Raw genomic sequence first — 24,711 nt, 5'->3', positions numbered from 1 at the left:
TGTCGGGGACGAGGTCAGGGCCCTGCTCCTACCGTGCCGCGGACTGGAGGATCGGGTTGCCGTCGTCGACCAGCTTCTTGCCCAGCTGGTCCAGCGAGATCCGGTCGGCGAAGTACTCCTGGAAGGCCGGATCGGCGATCTTGTCCTTCCACTCCGCGTAGCCGGGCACCTGCTGGAACGGCGCGAGCACCAGGTCCTTGCCCGACGCCAGCGCGACGTCCCACCCGTCCTTGCCGCCGGTGAGCTTCTCCAGCTCGGCCGACGCCGCGTCGCTGGTCGGCAGCAGCCAGTCGCCCTTGGCCAGCTGGGCCATGTTCTTGGCGTTGAGGAAGTACTCGATGAACTGCGTCGCCTGGTCCTGGTGGTCGGACTGCTGCGTCACCGAGAGCGTCTGCGAGACCGCGCCCTGGTCCTGGTTGGCGCCCTTCAGCGGCGGCAGCGTCACCCAGTCGAAGCCCTTGGGCGCCTGCTGCTGGACCTGCTGGCGGAACCACACGCCGGCCGGCACCATCGCGTACTTGCCCGCGAAGAAGGCGGGCAGCGGGTCGGCGGTGCCCATGCCCAGCGCGTCCTTGGCCGCCGACGCGTCGGTGTAGAGCATGTCGTGGATCCGCTTGGGGACCTGCTGGTCGGCCGCGTCGAAGGACACCGACTTGCCGTCGCTGCCGAAGAACTTGCCGTCGAAGGACAGCGAGAGGTTCAGCACGCGGTTGGTCGACTGCTTCAGCGCCCACGCGACGCCGTGCGTCCCGCCGGTGGTCAGCGTCTTGGCCGCCGCCTGGAACTGATCCCACGTCCACGGCTGGTCGGGCGTCGGGACGGCGATCCCGGCCTTCTTCAACAGCTTGCGGTTGGCGACGATGATCTGCGACTCCTGCAGGAACGGCACCGCGTAGGTCCCGCCCTGGTACTGCACGGTCTTCCAGGCGTCCGGGCGGATCTCGCTCTTCATCGACGCCGAGAGCCGGTCGTCGAGCTTGGCGATGTAGCCCTGGCGGACGAAGTCGCCCAGCGAGTCCGACGAGTACTGGAAGACGTCGGGCGCCTTGTCGCCCGCGAAGGCCGTGACGAGCCGGTCGTGCACCGAGTCCCAGTCGCCCTGGACGTACTGGACCTGGATGTTCGGATGGCTCTTGTTCCAGGCGGCGACGATCTCCTTGTTGGCGGAGATCGACTCCTTCTGCCAGGCGAGGCTCAGGAACCGCAGCTTGACCGGGCCCTTCGCGGCGCTCTCGTCGCCCCCGCTCGAGCCGCCGCACGCGGCGACGGCGATCGACATCACGGCCATCAGCGCGACGGCCAGCGCTCTACGGCGCATCTCTCTCCTCCTTGTATGAACAGCAACCCACATCTTTGTCAACCCTTTACCGCTCCGCTGAGCAGGCCCGAGGTCAGCCGGCGCTGGATGACGCCGAAGAGCACGAGGCTGGGGATCGTCGCGAGCACCGACGCGGCGGCCAGCGGGCCGAGGTCCGCCACGCCCTCCTTGCCCAGGAACCTCGCCAGCGTCAGCGACAGCGTCGCCTGCTCGGGGTCGTTGAGCACGACCAAGGCCAGGAAGAACTCGTTCCACGCGGAGATGAACGAGAACAGCAGCGTGACGACGATCCCAGGCGCCAGCAGCGGCGCGACGATCGAGACCAGGATCCGCAGCCGCCCCGCGCCGTCGGTGGCGGCCGCCTCCTCGAGCTCGACCGGGATGCCCTGCACGTAGCCCCGCAGCAGCCACAGCGCGAAGGGCAGCGACCACACGACGTAGACGATGATCAAGCCCAGGTGGGTGTCGACCAGGTGCAGGTCGCGCAGGATCAGGAACAGCGGGATGATGATCAGGATCAACGGGAAGATCTGGCTGAGCACCACCCAGCCGAGCGCGACCCGGTTGAGCCGCGAGCGAAAGCGCGCCAGCGCGTAGGCGGCGGGCAGCGCGAGCAGCACGGTCAGGACCGCGGCCGCGACCGACACCTTCACGCTGTTCCAGGCGCTGTGCACGAGCGCCTGCTCGTGCAGCGCGGCGCTGAAGTTGTCGAGCGTCGGCGCGTGCGGGATCAGCGTCGGGTGCAGCCGCGCCATCTCGCGCGGCCCCTTGAACGCCGTGCTCAGCAGCCACAGCAGCGGGAACGCGAGGAACAGGAGGTAGGCGCTGAGCGCCGTGTACTGGAACGCGCGCCGCCGGCGCGGCCGCTCCGCGACCATCGTCATGTCAGCTCGCCTCCTGCAGCCGGCGCCGCAGCACGAGCACCATCAGCCCCGCGATGATCAACACCATCACGTTGCCCAGCGCGGCGGCGTAGCCGAAGTTGCCGTAGCCGAAGCCCTCCTGGTAGGCGAAGAGCATCGGCAGCTGCGTCCGGCCGCCGGGACCGCCGGCGGTGAGCACGTAGACCAGGCCGAACGCGTTGAAGTTCCAGATGAAGTCCAGCGTGGTGATGGCCATGATCATGGGCGCCAGCGACGGCAGCGTGATGTGCCGGAAGCGCTGCCAGCTCCCGGCGCCGTCGACCGCCGCGGCCTCGTGCAGCTCCCCGGGGACGCTCTGCAACCCGGCCAGCAGCGTGACGGTCGTCTGCGGCATCCCGGCCCAGACGCCCACGACGATCACGGCGGGCAGCGCCGTCGAGAAGTTCGTCAGCCAGTCGGTGTCCCCCGCCCCGCCGAGCTTGGCGATCGCGGCGTTGAGGATGCCCGCGTTGGGGTGGTAGATCAGCTTCCACATGAGGCCGACGACCACCGGCGGCATCGCCCATGGGATGAGCGCCAGCGTCCGGGCCAGCCACCGCAGCCGCAGCTGCTCGTTGAGCAGCAGCGCGAGCCCCAGCCCCAGGCAGAACTGCAGCGCGGTCACCGTGACCGCCCAGACGAGGCCGACCTTGAACGAGTTCCAGAACAGGCTGTCGTGCAGCAGCTCGCGGTAGTTCGCGAGGCCGTTGGCGCTCGTGCTCACGTTCAGCCCGGCGTGGGCGTCGGTGAAGCCGAGGTAGATGCCGCGCGCCAACGGCAGGACGCTGAAGATCGCGATCGGGATCAGCGCCGGGATGACGAGCAGCAGCGCCTCGCGGTTGAGGCCGAGCGTGCGGCGCCGGCGGGTGCGGCGGGTCGGGACGGCGATGGCGGTGGTCACGACGCCACCTCGCGCGCGGCGCTGGAGCCGCGCACGACCAGGCTGGTCTCCACGAGCTCGCGGCGCGGCTCGCGGTCCGGCTGCTCGAGGCGCTCGAACAGCAGCTCGGCGGCGCGCCGGCCGCGCTCGTCGGAACCCAGCGAGACGCTGCTGAGCTGCGGCCAGGCGATCGTCGCGAGGTCGATGTCGTCCATGCCCACGACGGCGACGTCCTCGGGAACCCGCAGGCCCGCCTCGCGCAGGACGTTGAGCACGCCCAGCGCCATCAGGTCGTTGGCGCAGAAGATCGCGTCCGGACGCGTGCGCTCGAGGATCCGGCGAGCGGCCTCGGCGCCCCCGGCCAGGCGGAAGTCCGCGGTCTCGAGCAGCTCCTCGTCCAGCGCGATGCCGCGCGCGGCGAGCCCGTCCTCGTAGCCGGCCCGGCGGATCGAGCCCGGCGTGGTGTCGACCGGGCCGTTGACGAACGCGATCCGGCGCCGGCCGGTGTCGACCAGGTGCTCGACGGCGCGCGCCGCGCCCGCCCGGGAGTCCACGCGCACCGTGTCGACCGCGAGGTCGTCCGGCGTGGCGCCGATCACGACGACCGGGGCGGCCGCCGTGCGCAGCGCCTCGACGTGCGCCGGCGACATCCGGATGGGCGAGATGATCAGCCCGTCGACGTAGCGCCGGCCGAGGCCGTTGAGCAGCGCGAGCTCGTCGTCGGCGTCGGCGTCGGTGGAGTGCAGCAGCAGCTGGTAGCCGCGCTCCTTGGCGACCTCCTGGATCGCGTGGACCATCGCCACGTACACCGGGTTGGCGATGTTCTCCATCGCGAAGGCGATCTGGTGGGTGCGCCGCGACTTCAGCGACCGCGCCGCCGCGTTGGGCTGGTAGCCGACCTCGGCCACCGCCGCGTGCACGCGGTCGGCCACCTCGTCGCTGGCGGGAAGCCCGTTGAGGACGCGCGACACCGACGCGATCGAGACGCCGGCGGCCCTCGCGACGGTGTCGACGGTCGGTGCGGCGGAAGAGGTTGGGCGCTTGGGCGTCACGGGCTCTGTAAGCGTTTACGTAAACGCTTACAGCACCGTTCCACGTCCGCGCCGAGTTGTCAAGCCGGCGCGGCCTTCTCCCTTAGGCGGCTTGGCGCAGCCGCCGGTCTCCGCGGCCGGCCGCGCGCACGTGGAACGACAGCTCGCCGACGCCCTCGACCGCGCTCGTCACGGCGTCGCCGTGCGCCAGGTAGCGCGCGGGCGCGCAGCCTTCCGGGGTCGTCGACGTCCCTCCCAGCTGCGCGTCCATGCCCCACCCGGTGCCGCCCGGCGTGCCGGTCGCGATCACCGTCCCGGGCTGCAGCGTCAGGAGGTTCGACAGGTACTCGACGATGCGCCCGATCGAGAACACCATCGCGGCGGTGCTGTTGGACTGCCGCAGCTCGCCGTTGACGCGCGTGGTCAGGCCCAGCGCCTGGGGATCGCCGACCTCGTCGCCGGTGGTCACCCAGCTCGACATCCGCGTCGCGCCGTCGAAGTTCTTCCCGGGACCCAGCGCCAGGCCGAAGCTGCCGTCCGGGTGGACGACGACCTGCCGATCGCGCGCGGTGAGGTCGTTGAGCACCACGTACCCGGCGATGTGTCGGTGCGCGTCCTCGGCGGCGATGCGATGGCCGGGGACGCCGATCACGATCCCGAGCTCGGTCTCGTAGTCGAGCTTCGTCGTGACGTCGCCGTCGAGCAGGCACACCTCGCCGGGCGCCGCGATCGTCTGCCCGGCCTTGATGAAGAACTCGGGGTCCTCGACCTCGACCGGCGCCTTCTCGTCCAGGTGGTCCGCGTAGTTCTGCCCGGCGCAGAGCACCACCGGAGGCCGCAGCGGCGCATCGAAGCGCACCGCCTCCGCCGGCCTCCAACTGCCCGGCGCCGACGCGAGGTCGGCGCCGGCGGCGACCGCCGCCTCCAGCCCCGGGTAGCTGGTGACGTAGACGCGCTCGCGGTCGAGGATGCCCGCGCGACGCCCCTCATCAGTCAGGACGCTGACCTGGCGCATCAGATCCGCCGCCCTTCGCGGTGGCCCTCGAACACGGCCTCGTAGGTTCCTCTGGGCGCCACCGCGCAGCCGATCGTCGCGACGTCCACGCCCTGCTCGGCCAGCAGGTCGGCCAGCGCGTGCTCGGCGCGGCGGGCGGTGACCATGACGAGGTGATCGGAGGGCAGGACGAGCTCGTCGTCCGGGGCGTGCACGTTCTGCAGCACGGTCTCCTTGCCGCGGATCTCCTTGACGAACCGGTCGCAGACCATCTCCACCCCCGCGCGGTAGACCTGGGGCAGGATCCACTCGAGGTAGACGTCGAGGATCGTGTCCATGCCGATCATGGGCCAGCGCGTGACGATCTTGACCCGAGCGCCCGCGTTGGCCAGCGCGACCGCGGTCAGCGGCGCGACGACGTCGCAGACGTCGTCGACGACCAGCACGTCGCCGGTCGGCGTCGCGCGGCCGGTGACGACGTCGTCCCAGCCGACGAGGCTGGCGGTGTCGTGCCCGGGCAGCGCCTCGGCGGTCCAGCCCTGGAAGCCGTCGACGGCGATGCTCGCCCCGGTCGCGACGACGACCTTGTCGGCGCGGAGCTCGTCCAGCAGCCCGGCGATGTTGTCCTCGGTCACGTCGGTGCCGGTGCGGATCGTCGCCCCGTTCTTGACGGCCTGCTCGGCCAACCAGGTCCCGATGCGCCCGTACTCGCTGCGGCTGGGCAGCAGCGACTGCAGGCGCACGTGCCCGCCCGGGTCGGCCTCGCGCTCGAGGACGGTGACGTTGTGCCCACGGGCCGCCGCCACTCGCGCGCACTCCAGCCCGCTCGGGCCGCCGCCGACGACGACGACGTTGCGCGGCTCGGCCACCGGCGTCAACGTCCCGGCGCCCCAGCGGCTCTCGCGGCCCATCGTCGGGTTGTACACGCACTGCACGCGCTGCCCGGTGCTCGCCTTGCGCCAGCACAGGTTGGCGGCGACGCAGCGGCGGATGTCCTCCGAGCGGCCTTCGCGCGCCTTCCGGCCCCATTCCGGGTCCGCGAACATCTGGCGCGCCAGGCAGATCGCGTCGCCCTGCTCCTCCTCGAGGAGCCGCTCGGCGTCCTCGGGCGTCGTGATCCGGCCGACGAGGAAGACGGGCTTGGTCGACACGTCCTTCACCGCCCGCGCGTAGCCCTTCTCCCAACCGGCCTCGAACTCCATCGGCGTGTGGATGAAGGCGTGGTGGACGCCCGCCGACACGCTCACGTAGTCGACGTCGACGCGCTGCTCGAGGTCGCCGACGATCTGCTTGATGTCGTCGATCTCCAGGTCGCCGGGCCAGAACGACGTCGAGTTGATCCGGTAGCCCATGAACATCTCCGGGCCGACCGCCTCGCGGATCTTCTCCATGCAGGCGATCGGGAAGCGCAGCCGGTTCTCGTACGAGCCGCCCCACCGGTCGGTGCGGTGGTTGTAGAGCGGCGAGAGGAACTGCCAGGCCAGGTAGCCGTGGCTGAGGTGGAACTCGACCCCGTCGAGGCCGGCCCGCGCGGCGCGCTCCGCGGCCGTTCCGAAGGCGTCGATGACGTCGAGGATCTCACCGTCGGTGAGCTCCTTCGGCGTCCCTCCGCCCGGGAACTCGCCGAGCGGGATCGCGCTCGGCGACACGGTGTGCCAGCTCGCGTCCAGGTCGTAGCCGGGATCCTGCTTGGGGAACGGGAAGCCCCGCATGCCGGAGTGCCAGAGCTGGATGGCGAGCTTGGTCCCGTGGGCGTGCACGGCGTCGGCGATCGCCCGCAGCGGCTCGACGTTGTCGTCGTTGAACAGCTGGGGCGTCATCAGCGGCGCCGCCAAGGAGTCGCGATGGACGTGCGTGGCGCCGATGATGATCAGCCCGACCTCGTGCTTGGCCCGCTCCTCGTAGTAGGCGGTGGCCATGTCGGTCAGCACGCCCTGGTCGGTCCACGTGGGACAGGTGGGCGGGAAGATGATGTGGTTCTTGACCTCCTGGTTGCGGAGCGCCCACGGCGAGAAGAGCCTGGGGTACAGGCCCTCGCCGGCGAACGTCATCGGGGTGGCTGTCGCGGTCGACATCGGTCTCCTCCTTTTCCGGGCTCAGGCGGCCCGTTCGAAGCTCACGGCGTGGACGAGCGCGGGCTCGTCGAATTCGCCGGCGTGGTACTCGGCCACGATGCGGCCGTCGCGGACCGCGTAGACGCGATCGCACATCATCGTGAGGTCCTCGAACTCGCTGAGGACCACCAGGGCGCCGCGCGGCACGGCCGCGGCGGCCGCGGCGCGGCGCTCGCCGACGAGCCGGCGCAGCAGCGCGGCCAGCTCGACGCGGCTGTGCACGTCCAGCCCGGTCATCGGCTCGTCCAGCAGCCAGAGGGCGCTGGCGCCGACGAGGCTGCGGGCCAGCATGACCTTCTGCTGCATGCCGCCGCTGAGCGTCTCCACCGGCGCCTCCAGGCGCCCGGGATCGAGGCCGACCTCCTCGAGCGCGGCCCGCGCGACGATGGTCTCTCGCGCGCGAGACACGAACGGCGCCCGCCGCGTGGTCCGCACGCCGCCGGCCACGCCGATGGCGACGTTCTCGCGCACCGTCAACCCGGGCAGCGCCCCCTCACCGGCGACGTCGGCCGAGAGCAGGCTGACGCCGGCGGAGCGCCGCTGGCCGACGGTGCCCTCCAGCGGCGCGCCGTGCAGCTCGACGGTGCCGCCCGTGGCGGGCCGAAGCCCGGCGACGACCCGCAGGATCTCGCTGCGTCCGGCGCCGGCCAGGCCGTAGAGCCCGACGACCTCGCCGGCGCCGACGCGCAGGTCGACGCCGTGCAGCGCGGGCGATCGGACGTCGTGCAGCGCCAGGACCGTGCCGGCCCGGCGGGCGTGGAGGTCGTCGCGGCGCTCCAGGCGGGCGACCGCTGGGGCCTCCTCACCGAGCATCAGGCCGACCAGCGCGCGCCGGTCGACGCCGCCCGCCGCGACGCGGCCGACGGTGGCGCCGTCGCGCATGATCGTGACGTGGCCGGCGAGGTCCAGGACCTCGTCGAGGCGATGCGACACGTACAGCACGGTCAGCCCGTCGCCGATCATCGCGCGCAGGGTCTCGAACAGCCGCGCGACCTCGCCCTCGGTGAACGCCTCGGTCGGCTCGTCGAGGATCAGCAGCCGCGGTCGCCGCAGCAGCGCCCGGGCGATCATGAGCGCGCGGCGCTCCGGCACGGTCAGGTCGGTCACGCGCGCGTCGAGGTCGACCTCCAGCCGGACCTGGGCCAGCGCCGCCCGCGCCGCCGCGCGCGCGGCGCTCCAGGCGATCGTGCCGGTGCGCGCGATCGGGAAGCGCCGCGGGATCAGCAGGTTGTCGAGCACGGTGAGCTCTTCGAAGAGCGACGTGCGCTGCGGGACGAGCACCACCCCGCGCTCCTCGGCCTCCGCGACGCTGCCGCCGCGCAGCGGCGCGCCTCGCACGACGAGCGAGCCGGCGTCCGGTACCTGGGCACCGCAGATCACGCTGATGAGCGTGCTCTTGCCGGCGCCGTTGTGGCCGACCAGCCCTTCGACAGCTCCCTTGGGGATCCTGATCGATGCGCCACGCAGAGCATGCACGGACCCGAACGACAGGTGCACGTCCGTCGCCTCGACGTAGGCGTCGACGCCACCGCTCATCGTGCGCTCCTACGGCCGTGGAGGGCGGCGACGATCGCCACGATCAGCACCAGGCCGTTGAACACGTCGATGGTCCACGCGTCGAGGTTCAGCTCGACCAGGCCGGTGGCGACCATCTCGAGCAGCCACGCCGATGCCCAGGCGCCGAGGAGGGAGAACTGCCGCGAGGGCAGCAGGGTCGAGCCGAGGAAGGCCGCCGCGAACGCCGGGAGCAGCTGCGAGGCCCCGGCGTTGGGGAACGAGTTGCCGGCGACCGACACGATGAACACGCCCGCCAGGCCCGCGCAGACCGCCGAGACCATCAGCGCGCCGACGCGCAGCCGGCGGACCGGCAGGCCGAGCAGCTCCGCCGCCGTTCGGTTGGCGCCGGCGGCCCGCACGTAGCGGCCGAACGGCGTCTGCCCCAGCACGGTCGCCAGCACGACGGCCACGCCCAGCGTGATCAGCACCGGCACCTGGACGCCGCCGACCGAGGCGGTCCCGACGTCGGTGAAGCCCTGCGGGATCCCGACGACGATCGTCTGCTGCTTGGTCAGCAGGAACTCGACGCCGGTCAGCACGCTGCCCATGGCCAAGGTGATGATGAACGACGACGCGCCGAGCACCGCCACGATCGTGCCGTTGAGCGCGCCGACCGCAGCGGCGACGACCAGCGCCGCGGCGACGGCCGCGACGGGCGACCACCCATGGCTCGCCATCAGCACCACGGTCAACGCGCCGCCGAGGCTCGCGCCGGAGCCGACCGACAGGTCGAAGTCGCCGATCACCAGCGGCACGGTCAGACCCACGGCCAGCAGCGCGGGCACCGCCGCCGAGTTGATGATGTTGGACATGTTCCGGCCGGTGAGGAACACGTCCGGGATCGCGATCGCGAAGCCGACGAACACCAGGGCGAACGTCAGCAGCACGCCGTAGCGGCTCAACGCCGCGAGGTGCCCCAGCCGCGCCCCGCGCGGCGCCGGCGCGCCGGGATCGGCGGCGGCGCCGAGCGCCGCCGCGTGCTGGTCGGTGGTCACCGAGGCGCTCATCGCACGTTGCTGAACTCGGAGTGCCAGAGCCGCGTGTAGTACGAGGCCGCCCGGTCGGCGGCCGGGTCGACGTCGACCGACGCCGGCGCGTTGTCCTTGGTGACCAGCTCGTACTGCAGCGGCAGCTGGAACTGCCCGGCCGAGGACAGGGGCTTGCCGTCGCCGAAGTGCTGGGCGAGCGCGTCGACCGCCTGCCACGCGTTGTGCGGGAACGAGGCGGTCGCCACCGCGCTGAGCTTCCCGCCCTTGATCAGCTTGAGCTCCGACGGGTAGTCGTAGAAGCCGACGACCTTGACCTTGTCCGCGGCCCCCGCCTGCTGCAGCGCGGCGGCGATCGGCGTCGGGTACGGGGAGATCGTCGCGAGGATCGCGTCGAGGTCCGGATGCGCCTGGAGCACCGCCTTGGTCGCGCTCAGCAGATCGCTCGTGAAGTTGGCGAAGTCGACCTGGTGGACCGCGACGACCTGGATGCCCGGGTGCTGACGGGCGATCTGCTGGAACAGCTGCGCGCGGTTGCGCGACCACGAGATCCCGTCGGTCGTCATGATCGCCACCTTGCCCTTGCCGTCGAGGGCGTTGACCAGGTAGTCGCTGGCCAGCGAGGCCAGCGCGAAGTCGTTGGGCACGATCTGCGTGACGTTCGGCGCCGGCGTGCCGGCGCCGCCGTAGAGGACGACCGGCACGTTGGACTGCTGCGCCTGGCGCAGTCCGTCGGCGACGGCCGCCGGGTCGACCGCGTCGAGCAGGACGGCGTCGACCCGCTGCGCGACGAGCTGCTTCATCCCCGCGGCCATCTTGGCCGGGTTGCCGCCACCGTCGACCGAGACGGTCGACCAGCCCAGGACGCCGGCCGCCTTCTTGGCGCTCTCGCCCAGCAGCGCGGCGCCCGGATCGGCGTCGGCGACGCTGAGGATCCCGATCTTCTTGGACGGCAGCGCCTTGGCCGCGCCGTCGGAGGCCGGCACCGCCGGGCTCCCGGGCGCGGTCGGGGCCGCGCCCGTGGGCGACGACGCGTTGTCGCTGCTGCTGGAGCTGCCGCAGCCCGCGCCGGTCGCGGCGAGCGCGATCACGGCAGGCGTAAGCCACCGTCGAACGGACATCTTCTCTCTCCTTGACCCTTGACACGCCGCCGATTAGACCAGTTCGTCGTCTCGGCAGATTGGTCTGGCAGGTATATCCGTGTCGACGATGCCGTGTCAAGCCAATTTTGAAAGTTCGCCCGATTGGTAATATCGACCCATGGCAGCACCGGCGACCGGCGAGACCCCACGAGCCCTGCCCACCCGTGCCTACGTCGACGTGGCCCAGCTGCTCCTGCAGCGGCTCAGGACGGCCGAGTTCCCGCCGGGCAGCCGGCTGCCGGCCGAGCGTCAGCTGGCCGAGGAGCTCGGCGTCTCCCGCCCCACGATCCGCGAGGCGCTGGCGGCGCTCGAGCTCATGGGCGTGGTGGACACCCACGTCGGCGCCGGGACGTTCGTCCGCGAGATCCCGCCCGACGACCCGGCGCGGCCGTCGGCCGCCACGTCGCCGGACGCCAGCCCCTCGGAGGTGCTCCAGGTCCGCCTGCTCGTCGAGCCGAGCGCCGCGCGGCTGGCCGCGCGCAACTGGGACCGCCAGAGCCTCGCCGCGATCCAGCGCCCCGTGCGTCAGCTCGAGCGCGCGGCGGAGGCCGGGTCAGACGAGCACCCGACCAAGGAGGATCGCCAGTTCCACACCGCGATCACCGCTGCGGCGGGCAACACCGTGCTCGACACGCTCCTCGGCCCCCTCTGGGCGATGATGTCCCAGAGCCTCTGGCGCAACCTCAAGGAGCGCGGCTGGACCGCCGCGCACACCGCGCAGGTCGCCGCCGAGCACCGCGAGATCTTCGAAGCCATCCGCAGCCGCGACGTGGAGCTCGCCGGCTTCATGATGGAGAAGCACATCCGCGGCGTCATCACCGACCTCTTCCGCGACGTCGGCTGAGACACGGCGCCCGTCGGGCGGGCTCAGGACCTCCGCCCCGCCGCGGCCTCCTTCGCCGCGGGCTCCCGCGGCGGATCGGTCGCGGCGGCGCGGAAGCGGCCGGGCTCGGGCGGCGTCGTGGGCGCGCCGCAGCGCTCGTAGAAGGCGCGGACGCGCTCCATGACCGCGTGCCGGTCTTCGGCCGGGGTCAGTTGGATCGGCGTGCCGAAGCGGATCTCGACCACGTGGCGGCGCCGCGGCCAGCGGCCGGGCCGGCGCTTGGGCCAGCTCTGGCCGACCGGCATCGCCGCCCGCGTCCCGGCGATGTGCACCGGGACGATCGCGAGGTCGTGCGCCGCGGCCAGGACCGCCGCGCCGGAGCGCAGGACGCCGATCCGCCCGTCGCGCGACCGTGTGCCCTCGGGGAAGATCAGCAGACTCCAGCGGTCGTCGATCAGCGCGTCGACGTGCTGCGTCGACCGCGCCTGCAGCCCGCCGCCGTGGCGGCGCATCGGGACCGTGTTGAACGCCAGCGACACGGCGATCGCGCGGCGCCGGCTGCGATAGAAGTAGTCGGCGGCGGCCGCGACGGCGGTGCGCCGGCGCAGGCGCCACGGCAGCGACCGCAGGATCTCCGGCGTGTCCATGTGGCTGCCGTGGTTGGCCACCAGGATGACCGGCCCCTCGACGCCGGCCAGCGCCTCCCGCCCACGGATGCGCCGGCGCGTGTAGAGGTCCATCGTCGGGCCGAGGATGGCCATCAGGAACGTCTCGCGCACGGCGCGCGCCCAGAGCCGCCTCGCCCATGCGGTGTCGCGCATCGCCGGCTACCGCTCGACCGGGGCCGGCTGCCGGTCGGCCACGATCTTGCCCGGGTTGAGGTTGGCGCCGGGGTCGACGCCTTCCAGCAGCGCGCGGATCATCGCCACGCCCGGCGCCGAGATGTCCTGCTCCAGCCAGGCCGCGTGCTCGGTGCCGACCGCGTGGTGGTGCGACAGCGTGGCGCCGGAGTCCACGAAGGCCTGTTGGATCGCCGACTTGATGGTGTCGTAGTCGGCCAGCCCGTCGCGCACCGGGTCCGGGCGGAAGGCGAAGGTGAAGTAGAGGCACGCCCCGCCGTGGTAGGAGTGCGACAGGTGGCTCATGATGTAGCCCTTGACCCCGAGGGCGTCGAAGCGCTCGCGCGCCGCGGCCATGACGTTGTCATACACCTCGGGCAGCGCGCTCCACGGCGCCGCGGTCTCCGACACGTCGGCCAGCGCGCCGCGGTCCAGGAGGTAGTCGCGGATGTACGGCGTGTCGAACTTCTTCTGGTCGTAGAGCGCGCCGGGCCCGCTGCCGATGCCGACCCCGCCGTGCGCGGCGACGATCCGGCCGACGAGCTTGCGCTGGGCGGCGACGTGCCGCGCGCTGCCCTCGTAGCCGATGAACGCCAGGCACATCGCGCTGACGTCGAAGCCGCGCCGGCGCTCCAGGAACGCGCGCAGCGCCCGGGACTTGAGCCGGTCGACGACCGAGCCGCCCTTCTTGGTGGCGAACGAGAACGCCGTCTCGGGCGCGTCCGAGACCCGCGTGACCGAGGGCGACGCCTCGCTCGCGGCGATGTCGCGCATGGCGGCCAACCCGGCCGGCCAGCTGGGGAAGAGGTAGCCGCGGATCGTCCGCTCCTGCGCCACCCGGTGCACCTGCACCGTCGCCTCGGTGATGATGCCCAGCCGGCCCTCGCTGCCGAGGATCATCTCGCGCACGCTCGGGCCCGTCGAGGTCGCGGGGACGGGCCGGATCGCCAGCACGCCGGTCGGCGTGACGGCGCGCAGCCCGCGCGTCAGCTCGGCGACGTCGCCGAAGCGGTCGGACTGCATGCCCGAGGAGCGCGTCGCGATCCAGCCGCCCAGCGTCGAGTAGGTGAAGCTGTCGGGGAAGTGCCCCAGCGTCCAGCCGCGCGCGTTGAGCTGGCGCTCGAGGTCGGGTCCGAAGACGCCCGCCTGGACGCGCGCCAGGCGCGACGCCTCGTCGATCTCGAGCACGCGGTCCAGCCGCCCGAGGTCGATCGAGACGACGGGCCGCGTCTCGCCCGCGGGCACCTCCAGGCTCCCGGAGATGTTGGTGCCGCCGCCGAACGGGATCGCCACGGCGTCGGCGTCGAGCACGACCGCCAGCAGGCCGGCGACCGCGTCCTCGTCGCTCGGCCGCACGACCACGTCGGGGATCCGGCCCAGCTCGCCGGCGCGATGGCGCACGAGGTCGCGCAGGCTCTTGCCGCGCGCGTGCGTGACGCGATCGCGGGCCTCCAGCGACACGGCCTCCGCGCCGGCGACGCGCCGCAGCGCGTCCAGCAGCTCGTCGCTCGCCGCCGGCTCGGGCACGTCGAGCGCGGCGAACGCGACCGACGCCGTCAGGGCGCCCGCCGACCGCAGCCCGAGGTGCTGCTCCAGGAACGGCCCGAGCGCCGGCTTGTCGGCCGCGCTGAACGTCACGTCCTCCGCACCCCAACCGGACCACTTCATCATGGACATGCTGACTCCCTCCCGTCGCGAGGCCCTGGTCCGACGATGGCACGCCCGCTGGCACGCCAACCGGATCGCGACCGGACAACCGCCCGGTCGTCGGGGGCTGCGCCCGGCCCGCCGGGCGCATGTCACGATCGAGTGGGGTACGTCGTCAGCTCGGCATGAACGAGATCGTGATCACCGGATCCACAGGCGTCATCGGGCGGCGCGCCGTCCGCGAGCTGGTCGCGGCCGGCCACCGCGTCACGGGCGTGACGCGGTCCGCTCGCGGCCGCGAGCGGCTGGAGGACCTCGGGGCGGGCGCCGTCGAGGCCGACGTCTTCGACGAGGCCTCGCTGCGCCGCGCGTTCGACGGGGCCGACGCCGTCGTCAACCTGCTGACGCACATCCCGCGCGCCGACCGCATGGCCGATCCGTCCGCCTGGGCGGAGAACGACCGCGTGCGGACCGAGGCGTCGGCGGCGATCGCGCGCGCCGCCCAGGCCGCCGGCGTGCGGCGGCTCGTCCAGGAGTCGATCGCCTTCGTCTACGCCGACGGCGGCGACGCGTGGCTCGACGAGGACGCCCCGGTCGCCGGCGGCGGCGTGACGACGACCGCGCTGACGGCCGAGCGCAACGCGCGCGAGCTGTTCGACGGCGACACCGTCGTGCTGCGCTTCGGGCTGTTCATGGGACCCGACAGCGGGTCCACGCAGGGCGCGCTGGAGGCCGCGCGCGGCGGTGCCTCGATCGCGATCGGCCCGCCCGGCGCCTACCGGCCGACGCTCTGGCTCGACGATGCGGCGACGGCCATCGCCGCGGCGCTGGCCGTCCCGGCCGGGACCTACAACGTGACCGACGCCGACCCGCCGACGAACGCCGAGATCGATGCCGCGCTGGCCGCCGCCGTCGGGGTCGACGCCCTGCGCCTGCGGACGCCGGTGGAGGGGCCGCTGGCGCGCTCGCAGCGCGTGTCGAGCCGCCGGTTGCGCGAGGCGAGCGGCTGGGCGCCACGCCTGCGCGCGGGCACCGAGACCTGGGAGCGGATCGCCGCGTGACCGCCGCGGAGCGCTTCGCGCAGGCACGCCCGCGGCTGCTGCGGCTCGCCTACAGCGAGCTCGGCGACGTCGGCGAGGCCGAGGACGTCGTGCAGGACGCGTGGCTGCGGCTGGAGCGCGCGGACGCGGACGCGATCGAGAACCTCGACGGCTGGCTGACGACGGTCGTCGCCCGGCTGGCGCTCGATCGCCTGCAGTCCGCTCGCGCGCGCCGCGAGACCTACGTCGGGCCGTGGCTGCCGGAGCCGCTCGTGTCGGAGGACCCGGCGGACCGCGTCACGCTCGACGAGTCGGTCAGCTACGCGCTGCTGACCGTGCTCGAGCAGCTCTCGCCCGCGGAGCGCACGGCGTTCGTGCTGCACGACGTGTTCGACGTGCCGTTCGGCGACGTCGCCGCGGTGGTCGGCCGCACGCCTGAGGCGGTGCGGCAGCTCGCCTCGCGCGCCCGCCGGCACGTCAAGCGCGAGGGCCCGCGCTTCGCGGCGTCCGACGACGAGCACGATCGCGCCGTGCGGGCGTTCGCGCAGGCGGTGGCCGACGGCGACCTCGAGGGCCTCGTCTCGGTGCTCGACCCGGGCGTCGTCTGGACGTCGGACGGCGGCGGGCGCGTGCACGCCGTGCGCAGGCCGCTGAGCGGCGCGGCGCGGGTCGGGCGCGCGTGGGCGGCGCTCGGCCGCCGGCTCGCGCAGGAGCCCATCGAGATCACGCTCAACGGGCGGCTCGGGCTGGTGCTGGCCAGCGGCGACGGCCATCGCTCGGCGCTCTCGTTCGTCGTCGACGACGGCCGCATCACGCGCATCGACGCGATCCGCAACCCCGACAAGCTGCGGCGCGTCTGACCGGCTCAGCCCTGCGCGGCGCGCGCGTGGCTGGTGCCCGTGAGCGCCGCGCTGAGCCCGAGGCCGATGTAGATCGTGCCGCTCGCCTTGGCCAGCGTGCGTCCCGCGCGGGCGCTGCCGCGTAGCCAGCCGCCCAGCGCGCCGGCCAGCAGGACGTAGGCGCCGTCGGAGACGACGGCGAGCAGGGTGAAGACCGTGCCGAGGACCAGGATCTGCAGCGCGACCGGCCCGCCGGAGTGGTCGACGAACTGAGGCAGGAACGCGAGGAAGAAGATCGCGATCTTGGGGTTGAGCAGCTGGATGACCATGCCCCGGAGGAAGAGCCGCGAGGGCGCGTCGGTCACGGACTCCACGACCGCGTCGCGCGCGAGCAGCTTGCGCACGCCGAGGTACACGAGGTACGCCGCGCCGAGGTACTTGAGGATGGTGAAGCCGGTCTCGGAGGCGGCGATCAGCCCGGTGAGCCCCGCCGCGGCCGCGAGGGCGTAGACGAACGTCCCCATCTCGACCCCGAGCACGGAGACGAGCCCCGCGGAACGGCCCTGGTCGACGCTGCGCGTCACGACGTAGATGACCGCCGGGCCCGGCACGGCCAACAGCGCCAGGCTCGCGGCGGCGAACACGAGCAGCGTCGAAGCGTTCGGCATCGCCGAAGTATGGCAACCGAGCTGGAGGCCGAGGTCGGGCGCGCGGGTCACCGGTAGAAGGAGGGAGCGGTGCGGACGGCGGCCTGTGCCGCGCGGTCGTGGTGCAGCCACACGGTCGCGCCGCGCTCGCGCTCGAGCGCGTGCGCCTTCTCGAGCGAGCGGCGCGACGCCTCCAGGTCGGTGTTGGACGGCCGCACCGCCGACACGGCGTAGTCCTCGGCGGAGTAGGCGATGTCGGTCGCCAGCAGGATCGGGCCGGCGTCGGGCAGCGTGACGAGCAGGCCCTGATGGCCGGGCGTGTGCCCCGGCAGCGCGGTCAGCACCACCGTCCCGTCGCCGAACAGGTCGTGGTCGCCGGAGATCGCGCGGACGTGGTCGCGGTTCAGCGCGGCGTAGGTCTCCGGGATCAGCGTCAGCGCCTCGGCGTCGGGTCCGAAGCCGGCGGCGTACTCGGCCTCCTGGAGCAGCACGGTGGCGTTGGGGAAGAGGTCGAGGTTGCCGACGTGGTCGACGTGCAGGTGCGAGAGCCCGAGGTAGTCCACCGTCCCGGGATCGACGCCGAGCTCGTCGAGCTGGGAGCGCAGCGTGCGCGGCACCTTGAACACGATCGGCTCGGCGATCCGCTGGCCGTCGGGGAGGTCGGCGATCGCGTCGGCGATGCCGGTGTCCCAGACCAGCGTGCCGCGCGGATGGACGACGAGGTAGCTGCGCACGCTCATGTCCCGCCGGACCGCCGGACCGGCGTTGGGGCTGAACAGCGCGAAGTCGGCGCACTCGATGAGGCCGGTGTCCAGGACGGAGAGGCGGACGTCCGGCGGCGTGGAGGAGTCGTGGGGAGTCATCCCTTCGAATGCTACAAGTCGTGCGCAATGCGCATGTTGAGCGCGTAGTCCGCAATCAGGCCAGCGACTGCCCGACCGCTTGCGCCGCGCGCCGCAGTTGCCCGGCGAGGGCCGACTCGTCGGAGAACTGGTCGTCGAGCTCGAGGCTGGCGACCGACAGGGCGGCCACCGGATGGCCGCGACGCGACTGGATGGTCGCCGCCATCGCGTACACGCCGGAGATCGCCTCGCCGTGCGACAGCGCGACGCCCCCGACCTCGCGCACCCGCTCGAGCCGCGTCGCGACGGCCTCGTAGCGCTCGTCGCCGACCAGGGCTCGCACGTCCTCTTCGGGGCGATAGGCGAGCACCGCCCGCCCGGCCGCCGACAGGTCGATCGGGAACGTGTCGCCGATGTCGAGGACCATGCCCAGCGGCGCGGCCTGCGTCCAGATGCGCTCGATCACGGTGGCGAGATCGCCCACGGGGATCAGCAGCGTCAGCGTCCACGGCCGCTCGCCGACCGCACCGGCCTGCAGGTCGAGCAGGTACGGCAGCGCCAGGCGGCGCACGAGCAGGTTGTCGAGGTAGCGGTTGGCCAGCAGCACCGACGCCGGGCCCAGCCCGTAGGCGCCACGCTCCTCGACGACCATGCCGTGCTCGGCCAGCGTGCGCAGCAGCCGGTGCACGATCGTGCGGTCCAGCCCGGACTCGCGGGCGATCTCGAGCGCCGACATCGGATACGGAGCGTTCTTGAGCAGGTCGAGGAGGTCGAAGGCCCGCCCGACCGACTGGACGCTGGACCGGCGGGACGTCGATGCCGCAGCAGGGGGGCGTTCGGCCATGCCGCGAGCATAGTGGTGCGCAATACGGTGCATCTGTGCGCCGCGGAAACATAACCGAATGGCTTACTCATAACCTTTTGGTTTGTATCGTGGCCGCCGTGAGCGTCGCCCTTCCCGTCATCAACACCCGCGAGCGCCAGGCCGGCGGCTGCTGCGCGGCGCCGGTGCAGCCGGACCTCACGGCCGGGGCGGCGGTCGCGCTGGCGGCGACGGTCAAGGCGCTGGCCGACCCGACGCGGCTGCGGATCGTGGACACGCTGCGCAAGGCGGCGCCCGAGGCCGTGTGCCAGTGCGAGCTCATCCCGCTGTTCGAGATGTCGCAGCCCGCGTTGTCCAAGCACCTGAAGGTGCTGGTCGGCGCCGGGGTGGTCGGGAGCGAGCGGCGCGGGCTGTGGACCTACTACTACGTGTTGCCGGGATCGACCGAGGAGCTGATCGCGTGGCTGAGTTGAACGACAGGGACGTGCGCGAGGTCGTGCGGGAGCGCTACGCCGCGGCGCGCACGGCCGGCTCCGGCGAAGGGTGCTGCTCGGGGGTGTCGCTGACCGACGCGTCCGGGACCGAGGTCTTCGGCAACGCCGTCTACGCGGGCGCCGAGGTCGACGGCGCGACGGGCGACGCGCTCGGCGCCGCGCTGGGCTGCGGCGTGCCGACCGCGGTTGGCCGACCTGCACCCCGGCGAGGTCGTGCTCGGCCTCGCGCTCCTGAGCGAGCGAGGCGACGCCGCCGCGGCATGAGCGACCTTCACCGCCGTCTCCTGGCCGAGTTCCTCGGGTCGATGCTGCTGGCCGCGATCGTCATCGGCTCCGGGATCGCCGCCGCCCGTCTCTCACCCGCTGACACCGGCCTTCAGCTGTTGGAGAACGCCGCGGTGACCGCCACGGGCCTGTTCGCCGTCATCGTGATGTTCTCGCCGATCTCCGGCGCGCACTTCAACCCGGTGGTCTCGCTGGTCGACGCGGCGTTCGGGGGCATCTCCCGTCGCGACGCCGTCGCGTACATCCCGGCGCAGGTGGCCGGATGCGTCGCTGGCGCGGTGCTGGCGAACGCGATGTTCGCCCAGGCGGCGGTGAGCATCGCCACGACCCATCGCGCCACCGGCGCGCATCTCCTGGCCGAGGTCGTCGCGACGGTCGGCTTGTTGTTGGTGATCTTCTCTCTGGCCCGCACCGGACGCGACGCAACCGCGCCGGCGGCGGTCGGCGCCTACATCGGCGCCGCGTACTGGTTCACCAGCTCGACCAGCTTCGCCAATCCCGCCATCACGGTCGGCCGGATGCTCTCCGACAGCTTCGCCGGGATCGCCCCGGCGTCGGCGCCGGCCTACGTCGCCGTGCAGCTCGTCGGAGCCTTGGTCGCGGTCGGGCTGATCCGAGTGCTGTATCCCGGCGTCACGCCGCAGACGGCCGCCGAGATCGCCATCCCCCACGCCGAGCCCGCGCAGGCCACGGCCTGATGTCCACCGCGCTCTTCGTCTGCCTGCACAACGCCGGGCGCTCCCAGATGAGCCGCGCCCTCGTCGACCAGGCCGCCGAGGGTCGACACCACGCGCTGAGCGCGGGCAGCGTCGCCGACCCGGACGGGCACGTCCATCCCGAGGTCGTGGAGGTCATGCGCGAGGTCGGCGTCGACCTGACCGACGTCCGCCCCGCCCGCCTGACGCGCGAGCTGGCCGAGCAGGCCGATGTCGTGGTCACGATGGGCTGCGGCGACGCCTGCCCCTACATCCCCGGCAAGCGCTACGTGGACTGGGACCTGCCCGATCCCAAGGGCCCGGTCGCAGCGGCCCGTGCCACGCGCGACGAGATCGGGCGGCGCGTCGCCGCGTTGCTCGCCGAGCTCTCGCCGACCGACCCGGATAGCCCCTGACCTTCGCCCCCGAGCCGCGTTGTGCCGGTTCAAGCGGACCTGGCGCGCCACGTGCGCCCGGGTCCGACCGCACGAAAGCGTTCATGTGATTGTTCTTGGTTTGATCCTCCTCCTGCTCGGGTTCGCGCTCGGCATCGGGATCCTGTGGACGATCGGGATCATCCTGATCGTCATCGGCGCGATCCTGTGGCTGCTGGGCTCGATGGATCGCGCGGTCGGGGGTCGCCGGCACTACTGGTGACCGGGGCGCGGTCGCGTCGACCGCCCCGTCCAGCGCTGAGGCTGGACGGGCGCGGTGGCGGGTATGGCGCGGGCACGTGCCGAACTCCACCCCGACCGCTCCGCCGCCACCGAGGACCGCCGTGCCCCGGCGGACGCCCCAGGCACGCGACGACCCGGCGGCGTTCGCGTCCCTCTACGAGCACCACCAGCAGGAGCTCTACCGCTACTGCCGCTCGCTCCTGCACCACCACGACGACGCGCGCGACGCGCTGCAGAGCACGATGGCCAACGCCTACGCCGCGCTCCGCGACGAGGAGCGCGACTTCGAGCTGCGCCCCTGGCTCTTCCGCATCGCCCACAACGAGTCGATCTCGCTGCTGCGTCAGCGACGGACGACGAGCCTCGACCAGCTCCCCGAGCTCGCCGGCGCGGAGCTGGAAGCCGACGTGGACCGCCGCCGGGCGCTCGCCGAGCTGCGCGAGGACCTCGCGGCGCTGACCGCCCGCCAGCGCAGCGCGCTCGTGCTCCGCGAGCTGAGCGGGCTGAGCCACGCCGAGATCGGCGCGGCCCTGGACACGACGCCGCGCGCGACCAAGCAGCTGATCTTCGAGGCGCGCAGCGCCCTGCACGAGATCCGCCACGCCCGCGACATGGCCTGCGCTCCGGTCCTGCGCGCGCTGTCGGACGGCGACGGCCGCGTGCTCCGCGGCCGGCGCGTGCGCGCCCACGTGCGCACGTGCGGTCGCTGCCAGACGTTCGCCGCCGCGCTGACGGCCCGCCCGCGCGAGCTGGCGGCGCTCGCGCCGGCGCTGCCGCTCGCCGGCGGCGCGGGGCTGATCGCCCACGGGCTGGGCGCCGGGCACGCGGCGGCGGGAGCGGCGAGCGGCACGGCGGCCGGCGCCGGGGCCGTCGCATCCTCGTCGTCGGGCGGGCTGGCGGCGCTCGTCGGCGGCAAGGGGCTCGTCGTGCTCGCGGTCGCGGCGACGGCGACCGGCGGTGCCGCCGCCGTCGCCCCGCACGATCCCGCGAGCCGCCCGACGACGTCGGCGCCCGCCGTGGCCGCGCCGCCGGCGACGGTCGTCGCGACGCCCGCGACCGTCGACGTGCCGAAGCCGCCCAAGCCCGCGCGCGCGCCCAAGGCACAGAAGCACGCGCCGAAGAACGCCAACGCGACGCCCAAGGGCAACACGCACGGCAAGCCCGACCCGAAGCCCAAGCCCGTTCCCCCCGGCAAGGCTCACGCGACCCCCAAGGCCGACCCGCCCGCCGGCCCGCCGCCCCGGCGCCCGCCGATCCCGCACCCTCGGACGAGCGCGGCGCCAGCGGCAAGGCCGACGCCAACGCGCACAAGCCCTAGGCGCCCGGCCGCTCCGCCAGCCGCGCGGCCGCCAGCTCGAGGATCGCCGCGACCGAGGTCGACGCGCCTTCGATCCGCACCTCGGTCCCCTGGGCGCCGGCGTCGCGCTGCGCCCGCAGGAGCGCGGCCGCCGTGATCGTCTCGACGAGCTCGACCCGCGAGAGGTCGAGCGCGATCGTCGCGGGCCGCCGCGCCAGCAGCGCGCCCAGCAACCGCCGGAACCGCGAGAGGTTGGCGAGGTCCAGCTCGCCGGCGACGTGCAGCCGCGGGTGCGACGGCTCGTCGTCGGCGACGAGCATCGTGAAGTTGCCGACGGCGTCCACGCGCGGCTCAGTACCCGTCGCGGCGACGCGCCACGACGACGTCGTCGCGCCGCGCGCGGTCGGCCAGCAACGTCATCGACAACAGGCTGAGGAGCAGGCCGACGACGCCGACGACCATGAGGATCACGCCGACCGTGTGGATGCTGAACACACTGGCGTGCGCCGTGACCGCGAAGCGCAGGATCGCGCCGACGGCGATCAGGAGAAGGGACGTGCCGATGCCCACGAGGGACCTCCAGAAGTAGGTGATGCGACGAGCGCGCCGCCCCTTCGACCTACCCCTACAGGTCGCTCCTCACCGCCGCGGAAGACGCCCGGACCACGCGCCGGGAAAGGTCCTGACCTTGGCCGGTGCGGCGCGTTGGAGCCCTGCGGTCGATCTCCGCCAACTCCACTCATCCTGCGCGGGTGAGGCGCGGCCATCCCCCGGTCCCGACACTACGCACGCATGCGCCGGGTGCATGTGGCGGGGCTGCTCGCTTTCCTGATGGCCTCGCCGACGGCAGCACGGGCGGATGACCTCGTCGGCTTCCGGCACGCGGCCGGCCCGGCGGCCGGGCGCGAGCTCGCGGCAGCGGCGGGTGCGCGGCTGGTGCATCGCATCGCCCCGCTGCGCGCCGCCCGGCTGCACGTGCCGCACGACCGGCGCGACGCGGCGCTCGCGCGCCTGCGCGCCGACCCGAATGTCGCGTTCGCGACCGTCGACGCCCGGATCCGCACCGACCCGTGGCCGCGGCTCGGGCCGCCGATCGCGGGCATCGCCCGGACCCCGGACGACAAGGGCTTCACCTACCAGCACGGCCTGCGCCAGGACCACGACCACGACATCGACGCGACCAACGCCTGGGGCCGTCACACGCGTTGCGCGAAGGTCGCCGTGATCGACAGCGGCGTCGACACCAACCACCCCGACCTGAAGTCCAACCTGTGGCGCAACCCCGGCGAGGTGCCGGACAACGGGCTCGACGACGACCACAACGGCTACGTCGACGACGTCGTCGGCGTCGACCTCGTCCGCGGGCACGGGTCCGGCGTCGACCACACCGGGCACGGCAGCCACGTCGCCGGGATCATCGGCGCGCGCGGCGACAACGAGCGCGGCGTGTCCGGCGTCTGCTGGCAGGCCGACATCGTCTCGATCCGGTTCCTGGACGCCAACGGCCAGGGCAGCTCGGCGACCAGCTCGGAGGGCATCGTCTACGCCGTCAACGCCGGCGCCAAGATCATCAACGCCAGCTACGGCACCGACCAGCCGAGCGACATCGAGCGCCGCGCCGTCGCCTACGCGCGCGACCACGGCGTGCTGATCGTCGCCGCTGCCGGCAACGGCGGCCGCGACACCGACGTCAAGGCCAGCTACCCGGCCGACTACCCCGACGACAACATCATCTCGGTCGCCGCCACCGACGAGCACGACCACCTCGCCGGCTTCTCCAACCACGGCAAGACCAGCGTCGACCTCGCCGCGCCGGGCACCGACATCGCCTCGACCTGGATGGACCACGACTACCGCGAGGCCTCGGGCACCTCGATGGCCGCGCCGTTCGTCACCGCCGCGGCCGCGATGCTGCGCGAGGTCGATCACCCCTCCCTCGCCGCGCTGCGCGACGCGCTGCTGCGCTCGGTCGACCGCACGAGCAGCCTCACCGGCAAGACCGATAGCGGCGGCCGCCTCAACCTCGACCGCGCGCTGCGCGACGCCACGGGCTGAACCGTCCGGGCCTTCGCTCAGCCGCGGACCATGTCGAGCGCGAAGTCGGCCAGCATGTCCTCCTGACCGCCGATCAGCGCGGTAGCCGCCGACGCTCGCGTGGCTGCTAGACGGCGGCCGGCGTGGCGGCGGCCGGCGGCGGCGTCTCGGTGCGGCGGCGGCGGACGCCGTCGGGGCCGAGGAGGCCGGCGGCCAGGACGATGAAGCCGATGCCGCTGAGCAGCAGGGCGATGCCCATGACGATGGCGAACGTGCCGACGCTCGCGGCGAAGAACGACGTGTTGAGCGCGGTGCTCAACGCGGTCTCGCTGATCCAGACCTGCCGGGCGGCGTTGCTCTGCGGCAGACCCGTCTTGGGATCCTTGACCGCCTGGGCCGCGACGTCGGTGCCCTTGCCGTCGGCGGTCGCGTACTGCGGCATCTGCGCGTAGGTCTTGCCGCCCGTCGCGACCAGCGCGTGGATGCGCATGTAGTCGGCGAAGCACTTGGCGTCGCTGCCGTTGGTGATGGCCTTGCCGGCGACGTCGCAGGTCGGCAGCGCGCCCTCCACGCCGGCCTTCCTGGCCTCGACGGCGATGAGCGAGGGCTTCATGTCGGGCGTGCCGACGATCTGCTCGCGCTTGACGTCGGTGCTGACCTCATGACGGCCGGAGACGCCGATGACGATCGCTCCGATGCCGAAGGCGACGAGGACGAGGCCGGCGATGATGCCGGCGAGGCGGAATGGACGTGGCATGACGATGAGCTCCTTGGTCGGGACCTGCGAGTCCTCAGCCTCCCTCGC

The 24,711-nt window shown here is 73.1% G+C and carries 25 protein-coding genes and 1 pseudogene; 9 read left to right on the top strand and 17 right to left on the bottom strand.

The window, feature by feature from the left end; all coding sequences use genetic code 11:
• Positions 1-28: 28 nt before the first annotated feature.
• The 9 genes from DSM104299_RS10630 to DSM104299_RS10590 form a co-directional block, all read right to left on the bottom strand.
• Positions 29-1,318, bottom strand: a complete 1,290-nt coding sequence (locus DSM104299_RS10630; RefSeq protein WP_272477277.1) for an ABC transporter substrate-binding protein — start codon at positions 1,316-1,318, stop codon at positions 29-31.
• 38 nt (positions 1,319-1,356) lie between these two features.
• Positions 1,357-2,202 carry a carbohydrate ABC transporter permease gene (locus DSM104299_RS10625; RefSeq protein WP_272477276.1) on the bottom strand — a complete coding sequence of 282 codons (846 nt, stop codon included), beginning with the start codon at positions 2,200-2,202 and terminating at the stop codon, positions 1,357-1,359.
• A 1-nt stretch (position 2,203) separates the two neighbouring features.
• A complete protein-coding gene (locus DSM104299_RS10620) occupies positions 2,204-3,121 on the bottom strand; it encodes a carbohydrate ABC transporter permease (RefSeq protein WP_272477275.1) in 918 nt (305 codons plus the stop codon).
• Complete coding sequence (locus DSM104299_RS10615; protein ID WP_272477274.1) at positions 3,118-4,152, bottom strand: LacI family DNA-binding transcriptional regulator; 1,035 nt, start codon at positions 4,150-4,152, stop codon at positions 3,118-3,120. The genes DSM104299_RS10620 and DSM104299_RS10615 overlap by 4 nt, the downstream gene beginning before the upstream one ends.
• Before the next feature lie 82 nt (positions 4,153-4,234).
• A complete protein-coding gene (locus tag DSM104299_RS10610; RefSeq protein ID WP_272477273.1) occupies positions 4,235-5,146 on the bottom strand; it encodes a fumarylacetoacetate hydrolase family protein in 912 nt (303 codons plus the stop codon).
• A complete protein-coding gene (locus DSM104299_RS10605; protein WP_272477272.1) occupies positions 5,146-7,200 on the bottom strand; it encodes an FAD-dependent oxidoreductase in 2,055 nt (684 codons plus the stop codon). Before DSM104299_RS10605 ends, DSM104299_RS10610 begins: the two co-directional genes overlap by 1 nt.
• A 21-nt stretch (positions 7,201-7,221) precedes the next feature.
• Complete coding sequence (locus DSM104299_RS10600) at positions 7,222-8,775, bottom strand: ATP-binding cassette domain-containing protein (protein ID WP_272477271.1); 1,554 nt, start codon at positions 8,773-8,775, stop codon at positions 7,222-7,224.
• The gene (locus DSM104299_RS10595; protein WP_272477270.1) at positions 8,772-9,803 is read right to left on the bottom strand and encodes an ABC transporter permease; all 1,032 of its coding nucleotides are present in this window, start codon (positions 9,801-9,803) and stop codon (positions 8,772-8,774) included. Before DSM104299_RS10595 ends, DSM104299_RS10600 begins: the two co-directional genes overlap by 4 nt.
• Positions 9,800-10,903: a sugar ABC transporter substrate-binding protein gene (locus DSM104299_RS10590; protein WP_272477269.1), complete on the bottom strand. Its 1,104-nt coding sequence runs from the start codon at positions 10,901-10,903 to the stop codon at positions 9,800-9,802. Before DSM104299_RS10590 ends, DSM104299_RS10595 begins: the two co-directional genes overlap by 4 nt.
• Before the next feature lie 139 nt (positions 10,904-11,042).
• On the opposite strand from DSM104299_RS10590, the gene DSM104299_RS10585 reads away from it, so the two are divergent.
• Complete coding sequence (locus DSM104299_RS10585; RefSeq protein WP_272477268.1) at positions 11,043-11,768, top strand: FadR/GntR family transcriptional regulator; 726 nt, start codon at positions 11,043-11,045, stop codon at positions 11,766-11,768.
• A 23-nt stretch (positions 11,769-11,791) separates the two neighbouring features.
• Here the strand turns inward: DSM104299_RS10585 and DSM104299_RS10580 are convergent, their stop codons facing one another.
• Together DSM104299_RS10580 and DSM104299_RS10575 are read right to left on the bottom strand one after the other, a co-directional pair.
• Complete coding sequence (locus DSM104299_RS10580) at positions 11,792-12,568, bottom strand: lysophospholipid acyltransferase family protein (protein ID WP_272477267.1); 777 nt, start codon at positions 12,566-12,568, stop codon at positions 11,792-11,794.
• Between the two features lie 6 nt (positions 12,569-12,574).
• A complete protein-coding gene (locus DSM104299_RS10575; protein WP_272477266.1) occupies positions 12,575-14,263 on the bottom strand; it encodes an FAD-binding oxidoreductase in 1,689 nt (562 codons plus the stop codon).
• Positions 14,264-14,418: 155 nt separating this feature from the next.
• Between DSM104299_RS10575 and DSM104299_RS10570 the strand changes: the two genes are divergently transcribed.
• Both DSM104299_RS10570 and sigJ read left to right on the top strand, forming a co-directional pair.
• Positions 14,419-15,294: an NAD-dependent epimerase/dehydratase family protein gene (locus DSM104299_RS10570; protein WP_272477265.1), complete on the top strand. Its 876-nt coding sequence runs from the start codon at positions 14,419-14,421 to the stop codon at positions 15,292-15,294.
• Entirely contained in the window at positions 15,291-16,133 is an 843-nt protein-coding gene (sigJ, locus tag DSM104299_RS10565; RefSeq protein ID WP_272477264.1) for an RNA polymerase sigma factor SigJ, read from the top strand. The genes DSM104299_RS10570 and sigJ overlap by 4 nt, the downstream gene beginning before the upstream one ends.
• A 5-nt stretch (positions 16,134-16,138) precedes the next feature.
• Here sigJ and DSM104299_RS10560 read toward each other — a convergent pair whose 3' ends face one another.
• From DSM104299_RS10560 to DSM104299_RS10550, 3 genes are read right to left on the bottom strand one after another with little or no spacing between them, the layout of a single operon-like run.
• Positions 16,139-16,780 carry a LysE family translocator gene (locus DSM104299_RS10560; protein ID WP_272477263.1) on the bottom strand — a complete coding sequence of 214 codons (642 nt, stop codon included), beginning with the start codon at positions 16,778-16,780 and terminating at the stop codon, positions 16,139-16,141.
• 47 nt (positions 16,781-16,827) lie between these two features.
• Positions 16,828-17,622: an N-acyl homoserine lactonase family protein gene (locus DSM104299_RS10555; RefSeq protein WP_272477262.1), complete on the bottom strand. Its 795-nt coding sequence runs from the start codon at positions 17,620-17,622 to the stop codon at positions 16,828-16,830.
• A 55-nt stretch (positions 17,623-17,677) separates the two neighbouring features.
• A complete protein-coding gene (locus DSM104299_RS10550; RefSeq protein WP_272477261.1) occupies positions 17,678-18,445 on the bottom strand; it encodes an IclR family transcriptional regulator in 768 nt (255 codons plus the stop codon).
• Between the two features lie 98 nt (positions 18,446-18,543).
• On the opposite strand from DSM104299_RS10550, the gene DSM104299_RS10545 reads away from it, so the two are divergent.
• From DSM104299_RS10545 to DSM104299_RS10525, 5 genes and pseudogenes are all read left to right on the top strand, one after another.
• A complete protein-coding gene (locus DSM104299_RS10545; RefSeq protein WP_272477260.1) occupies positions 18,544-18,897 on the top strand; it encodes an ArsR/SmtB family transcription factor in 354 nt (117 codons plus the stop codon).
• A 281-nt stretch (positions 18,898-19,178) separates the two neighbouring features.
• A complete protein-coding gene (locus DSM104299_RS10540; RefSeq protein ID WP_349294552.1) occupies positions 19,179-19,901 on the top strand; it encodes an aquaporin in 723 nt (240 codons plus the stop codon).
• Positions 19,901-20,314 carry an arsenate reductase ArsC gene (locus DSM104299_RS10535; protein WP_272477258.1) on the top strand — a complete coding sequence of 138 codons (414 nt, stop codon included), beginning with the start codon at positions 19,901-19,903 and terminating at the stop codon, positions 20,312-20,314. The genes DSM104299_RS10540 and DSM104299_RS10535 overlap by 1 nt, the downstream gene beginning before the upstream one ends.
• Positions 20,315-20,399: 85 nt before the next feature.
• Positions 20,400-20,555: a DUF6131 family protein gene (locus tag DSM104299_RS29375; RefSeq protein WP_349294503.1), complete on the top strand. Its 156-nt coding sequence runs from the start codon at positions 20,400-20,402 to the stop codon at positions 20,553-20,555.
• Positions 20,556-20,631: 76 nt separating this feature from the next.
• A pseudogene (locus DSM104299_RS10525) lies at positions 20,632-21,153 on the top strand (RNA polymerase sigma factor); the annotation flags it as partial.
• Positions 21,154-21,889: 736 nt separating this feature from the next.
• On the opposite strand, the gene DSM104299_RS10520 reads toward DSM104299_RS10525, so the two are convergent.
• Together DSM104299_RS10520 and DSM104299_RS10515 are read right to left on the bottom strand one after the other, a co-directional pair.
• Complete coding sequence (locus DSM104299_RS10520) at positions 21,890-22,216, bottom strand: STAS domain-containing protein (protein ID WP_272477256.1); 327 nt, start codon at positions 22,214-22,216, stop codon at positions 21,890-21,892.
• Between the two features lie 7 nt (positions 22,217-22,223).
• Entirely contained in the window at positions 22,224-22,442 is a 219-nt protein-coding gene (locus DSM104299_RS10515) for a hypothetical protein (RefSeq protein ID WP_272477255.1), read from the bottom strand.
• Positions 22,443-22,664: 222 nt separating this feature from the next.
• Here DSM104299_RS10515 and DSM104299_RS10510 point away from each other — a divergent pair, with 222 nt between their 5' ends.
• Positions 22,665-23,927: a S8 family peptidase gene (locus DSM104299_RS10510; RefSeq protein WP_272477254.1), complete on the top strand. Its 1,263-nt coding sequence runs from the start codon at positions 22,665-22,667 to the stop codon at positions 23,925-23,927.
• 106 nt (positions 23,928-24,033) lie between these two features.
• Here DSM104299_RS10510 and DSM104299_RS10505 read toward each other — a convergent pair whose 3' ends face one another.
• Positions 24,034-24,663 carry a hypothetical protein gene (locus DSM104299_RS10505; RefSeq protein WP_272477253.1) on the bottom strand — a complete coding sequence of 210 codons (630 nt, stop codon included), beginning with the start codon at positions 24,661-24,663 and terminating at the stop codon, positions 24,034-24,036.
• Positions 24,664-24,711: the final 48 nt, after the last annotated feature.

It is taken from the genome of Baekduia alba, from assembly GCF_028416635.1.
Taxonomy (GTDB): Bacteria; Actinomycetota; Thermoleophilia; order Solirubrobacterales; family Solirubrobacteraceae; genus Baekduia; species Baekduia alba.
The sequence above is the reverse complement of the archived record's forward strand: the minus strand, read 5'-3'. Positions and strand labels throughout refer to the sequence as shown.

Excerpts from the sequence above, each read along its gene's own strand:
- DSM104299_RS10555 (WP_272477262.1), bottom strand. The coding sequence starts at position 17,622 with ATGACTCCCCACGACTCCTCCACGCCGCCGGACGTCCGCCTCTCCGTC.
- DSM104299_RS10535 (WP_272477258.1), top strand. The coding sequence starts at position 19,901 with ATGTCCACCGCGCTCTTCGTCTGCCTGCACAACGCCGGGCGCTCCCAG.
- DSM104299_RS10605 (WP_272477272.1), bottom strand. The coding sequence starts at position 7,200 with ATGTCGACCGCGACAGCCACCCCGATGACGTTCGCCGGCGAGGGCCTG.
- DSM104299_RS10630 (WP_272477277.1), bottom strand. The coding sequence starts at position 1,318 with ATGCGCCGTAGAGCGCTGGCCGTCGCGCTGATGGCCGTGATGTCGATC.
- DSM104299_RS10570 (WP_272477265.1), top strand. The coding sequence starts at position 14,419 with ATGAACGAGATCGTGATCACCGGATCCACAGGCGTCATCGGGCGGCGC.
- DSM104299_RS10600 (WP_272477271.1), bottom strand. The coding sequence starts at position 8,775 with ATGAGCGGTGGCGTCGACGCCTACGTCGAGGCGACGGACGTGCACCTG.
- DSM104299_RS10560 (WP_272477263.1), bottom strand. The coding sequence starts at position 16,780 with ATGCCGAACGCTTCGACGCTGCTCGTGTTCGCCGCCGCGAGCCTGGCG.
- DSM104299_RS10610 (WP_272477273.1), bottom strand. The coding sequence starts at position 5,146 with ATGCGCCAGGTCAGCGTCCTGACTGATGAGGGGCGTCGCGCGGGCATC.
- DSM104299_RS10510 (WP_272477254.1), top strand. The coding sequence starts at position 22,665 with ATGCGCCGGGTGCATGTGGCGGGGCTGCTCGCTTTCCTGATGGCCTCG.
- DSM104299_RS10580 (WP_272477267.1), bottom strand. The coding sequence starts at position 12,568 with ATGCGCGACACCGCATGGGCGAGGCGGCTCTGGGCGCGCGCCGTGCGC.
- DSM104299_RS10585 (WP_272477268.1), top strand. The coding sequence starts at position 11,043 with ATGGCAGCACCGGCGACCGGCGAGACCCCACGAGCCCTGCCCACCCGT.
- DSM104299_RS10595 (WP_272477270.1), bottom strand. The coding sequence starts at position 9,803 with ATGAGCGCCTCGGTGACCACCGACCAGCACGCGGCGGCGCTCGGCGCC.
- DSM104299_RS10575 (WP_272477266.1), bottom strand. The coding sequence starts at position 14,263 with ATGTCCATGATGAAGTGGTCCGGTTGGGGTGCGGAGGACGTGACGTTC.
- DSM104299_RS10550 (WP_272477261.1), bottom strand. The coding sequence starts at position 18,445 with ATGGCCGAACGCCCCCCTGCTGCGGCATCGACGTCCCGCCGGTCCAGC.
- DSM104299_RS10590 (WP_272477269.1), bottom strand. The coding sequence starts at position 10,903 with ATGTCCGTTCGACGGTGGCTTACGCCTGCCGTGATCGCGCTCGCCGCG.
- DSM104299_RS10625 (WP_272477276.1), bottom strand. The coding sequence starts at position 2,202 with ATGACGATGGTCGCGGAGCGGCCGCGCCGGCGGCGCGCGTTCCAGTAC.
- DSM104299_RS10540 (WP_349294552.1), top strand. The coding sequence starts at position 19,179 with ATGAGCGACCTTCACCGCCGTCTCCTGGCCGAGTTCCTCGGGTCGATG.
- DSM104299_RS10505 (WP_272477253.1), bottom strand. The coding sequence starts at position 24,663 with ATGCCACGTCCATTCCGCCTCGCCGGCATCATCGCCGGCCTCGTCCTC.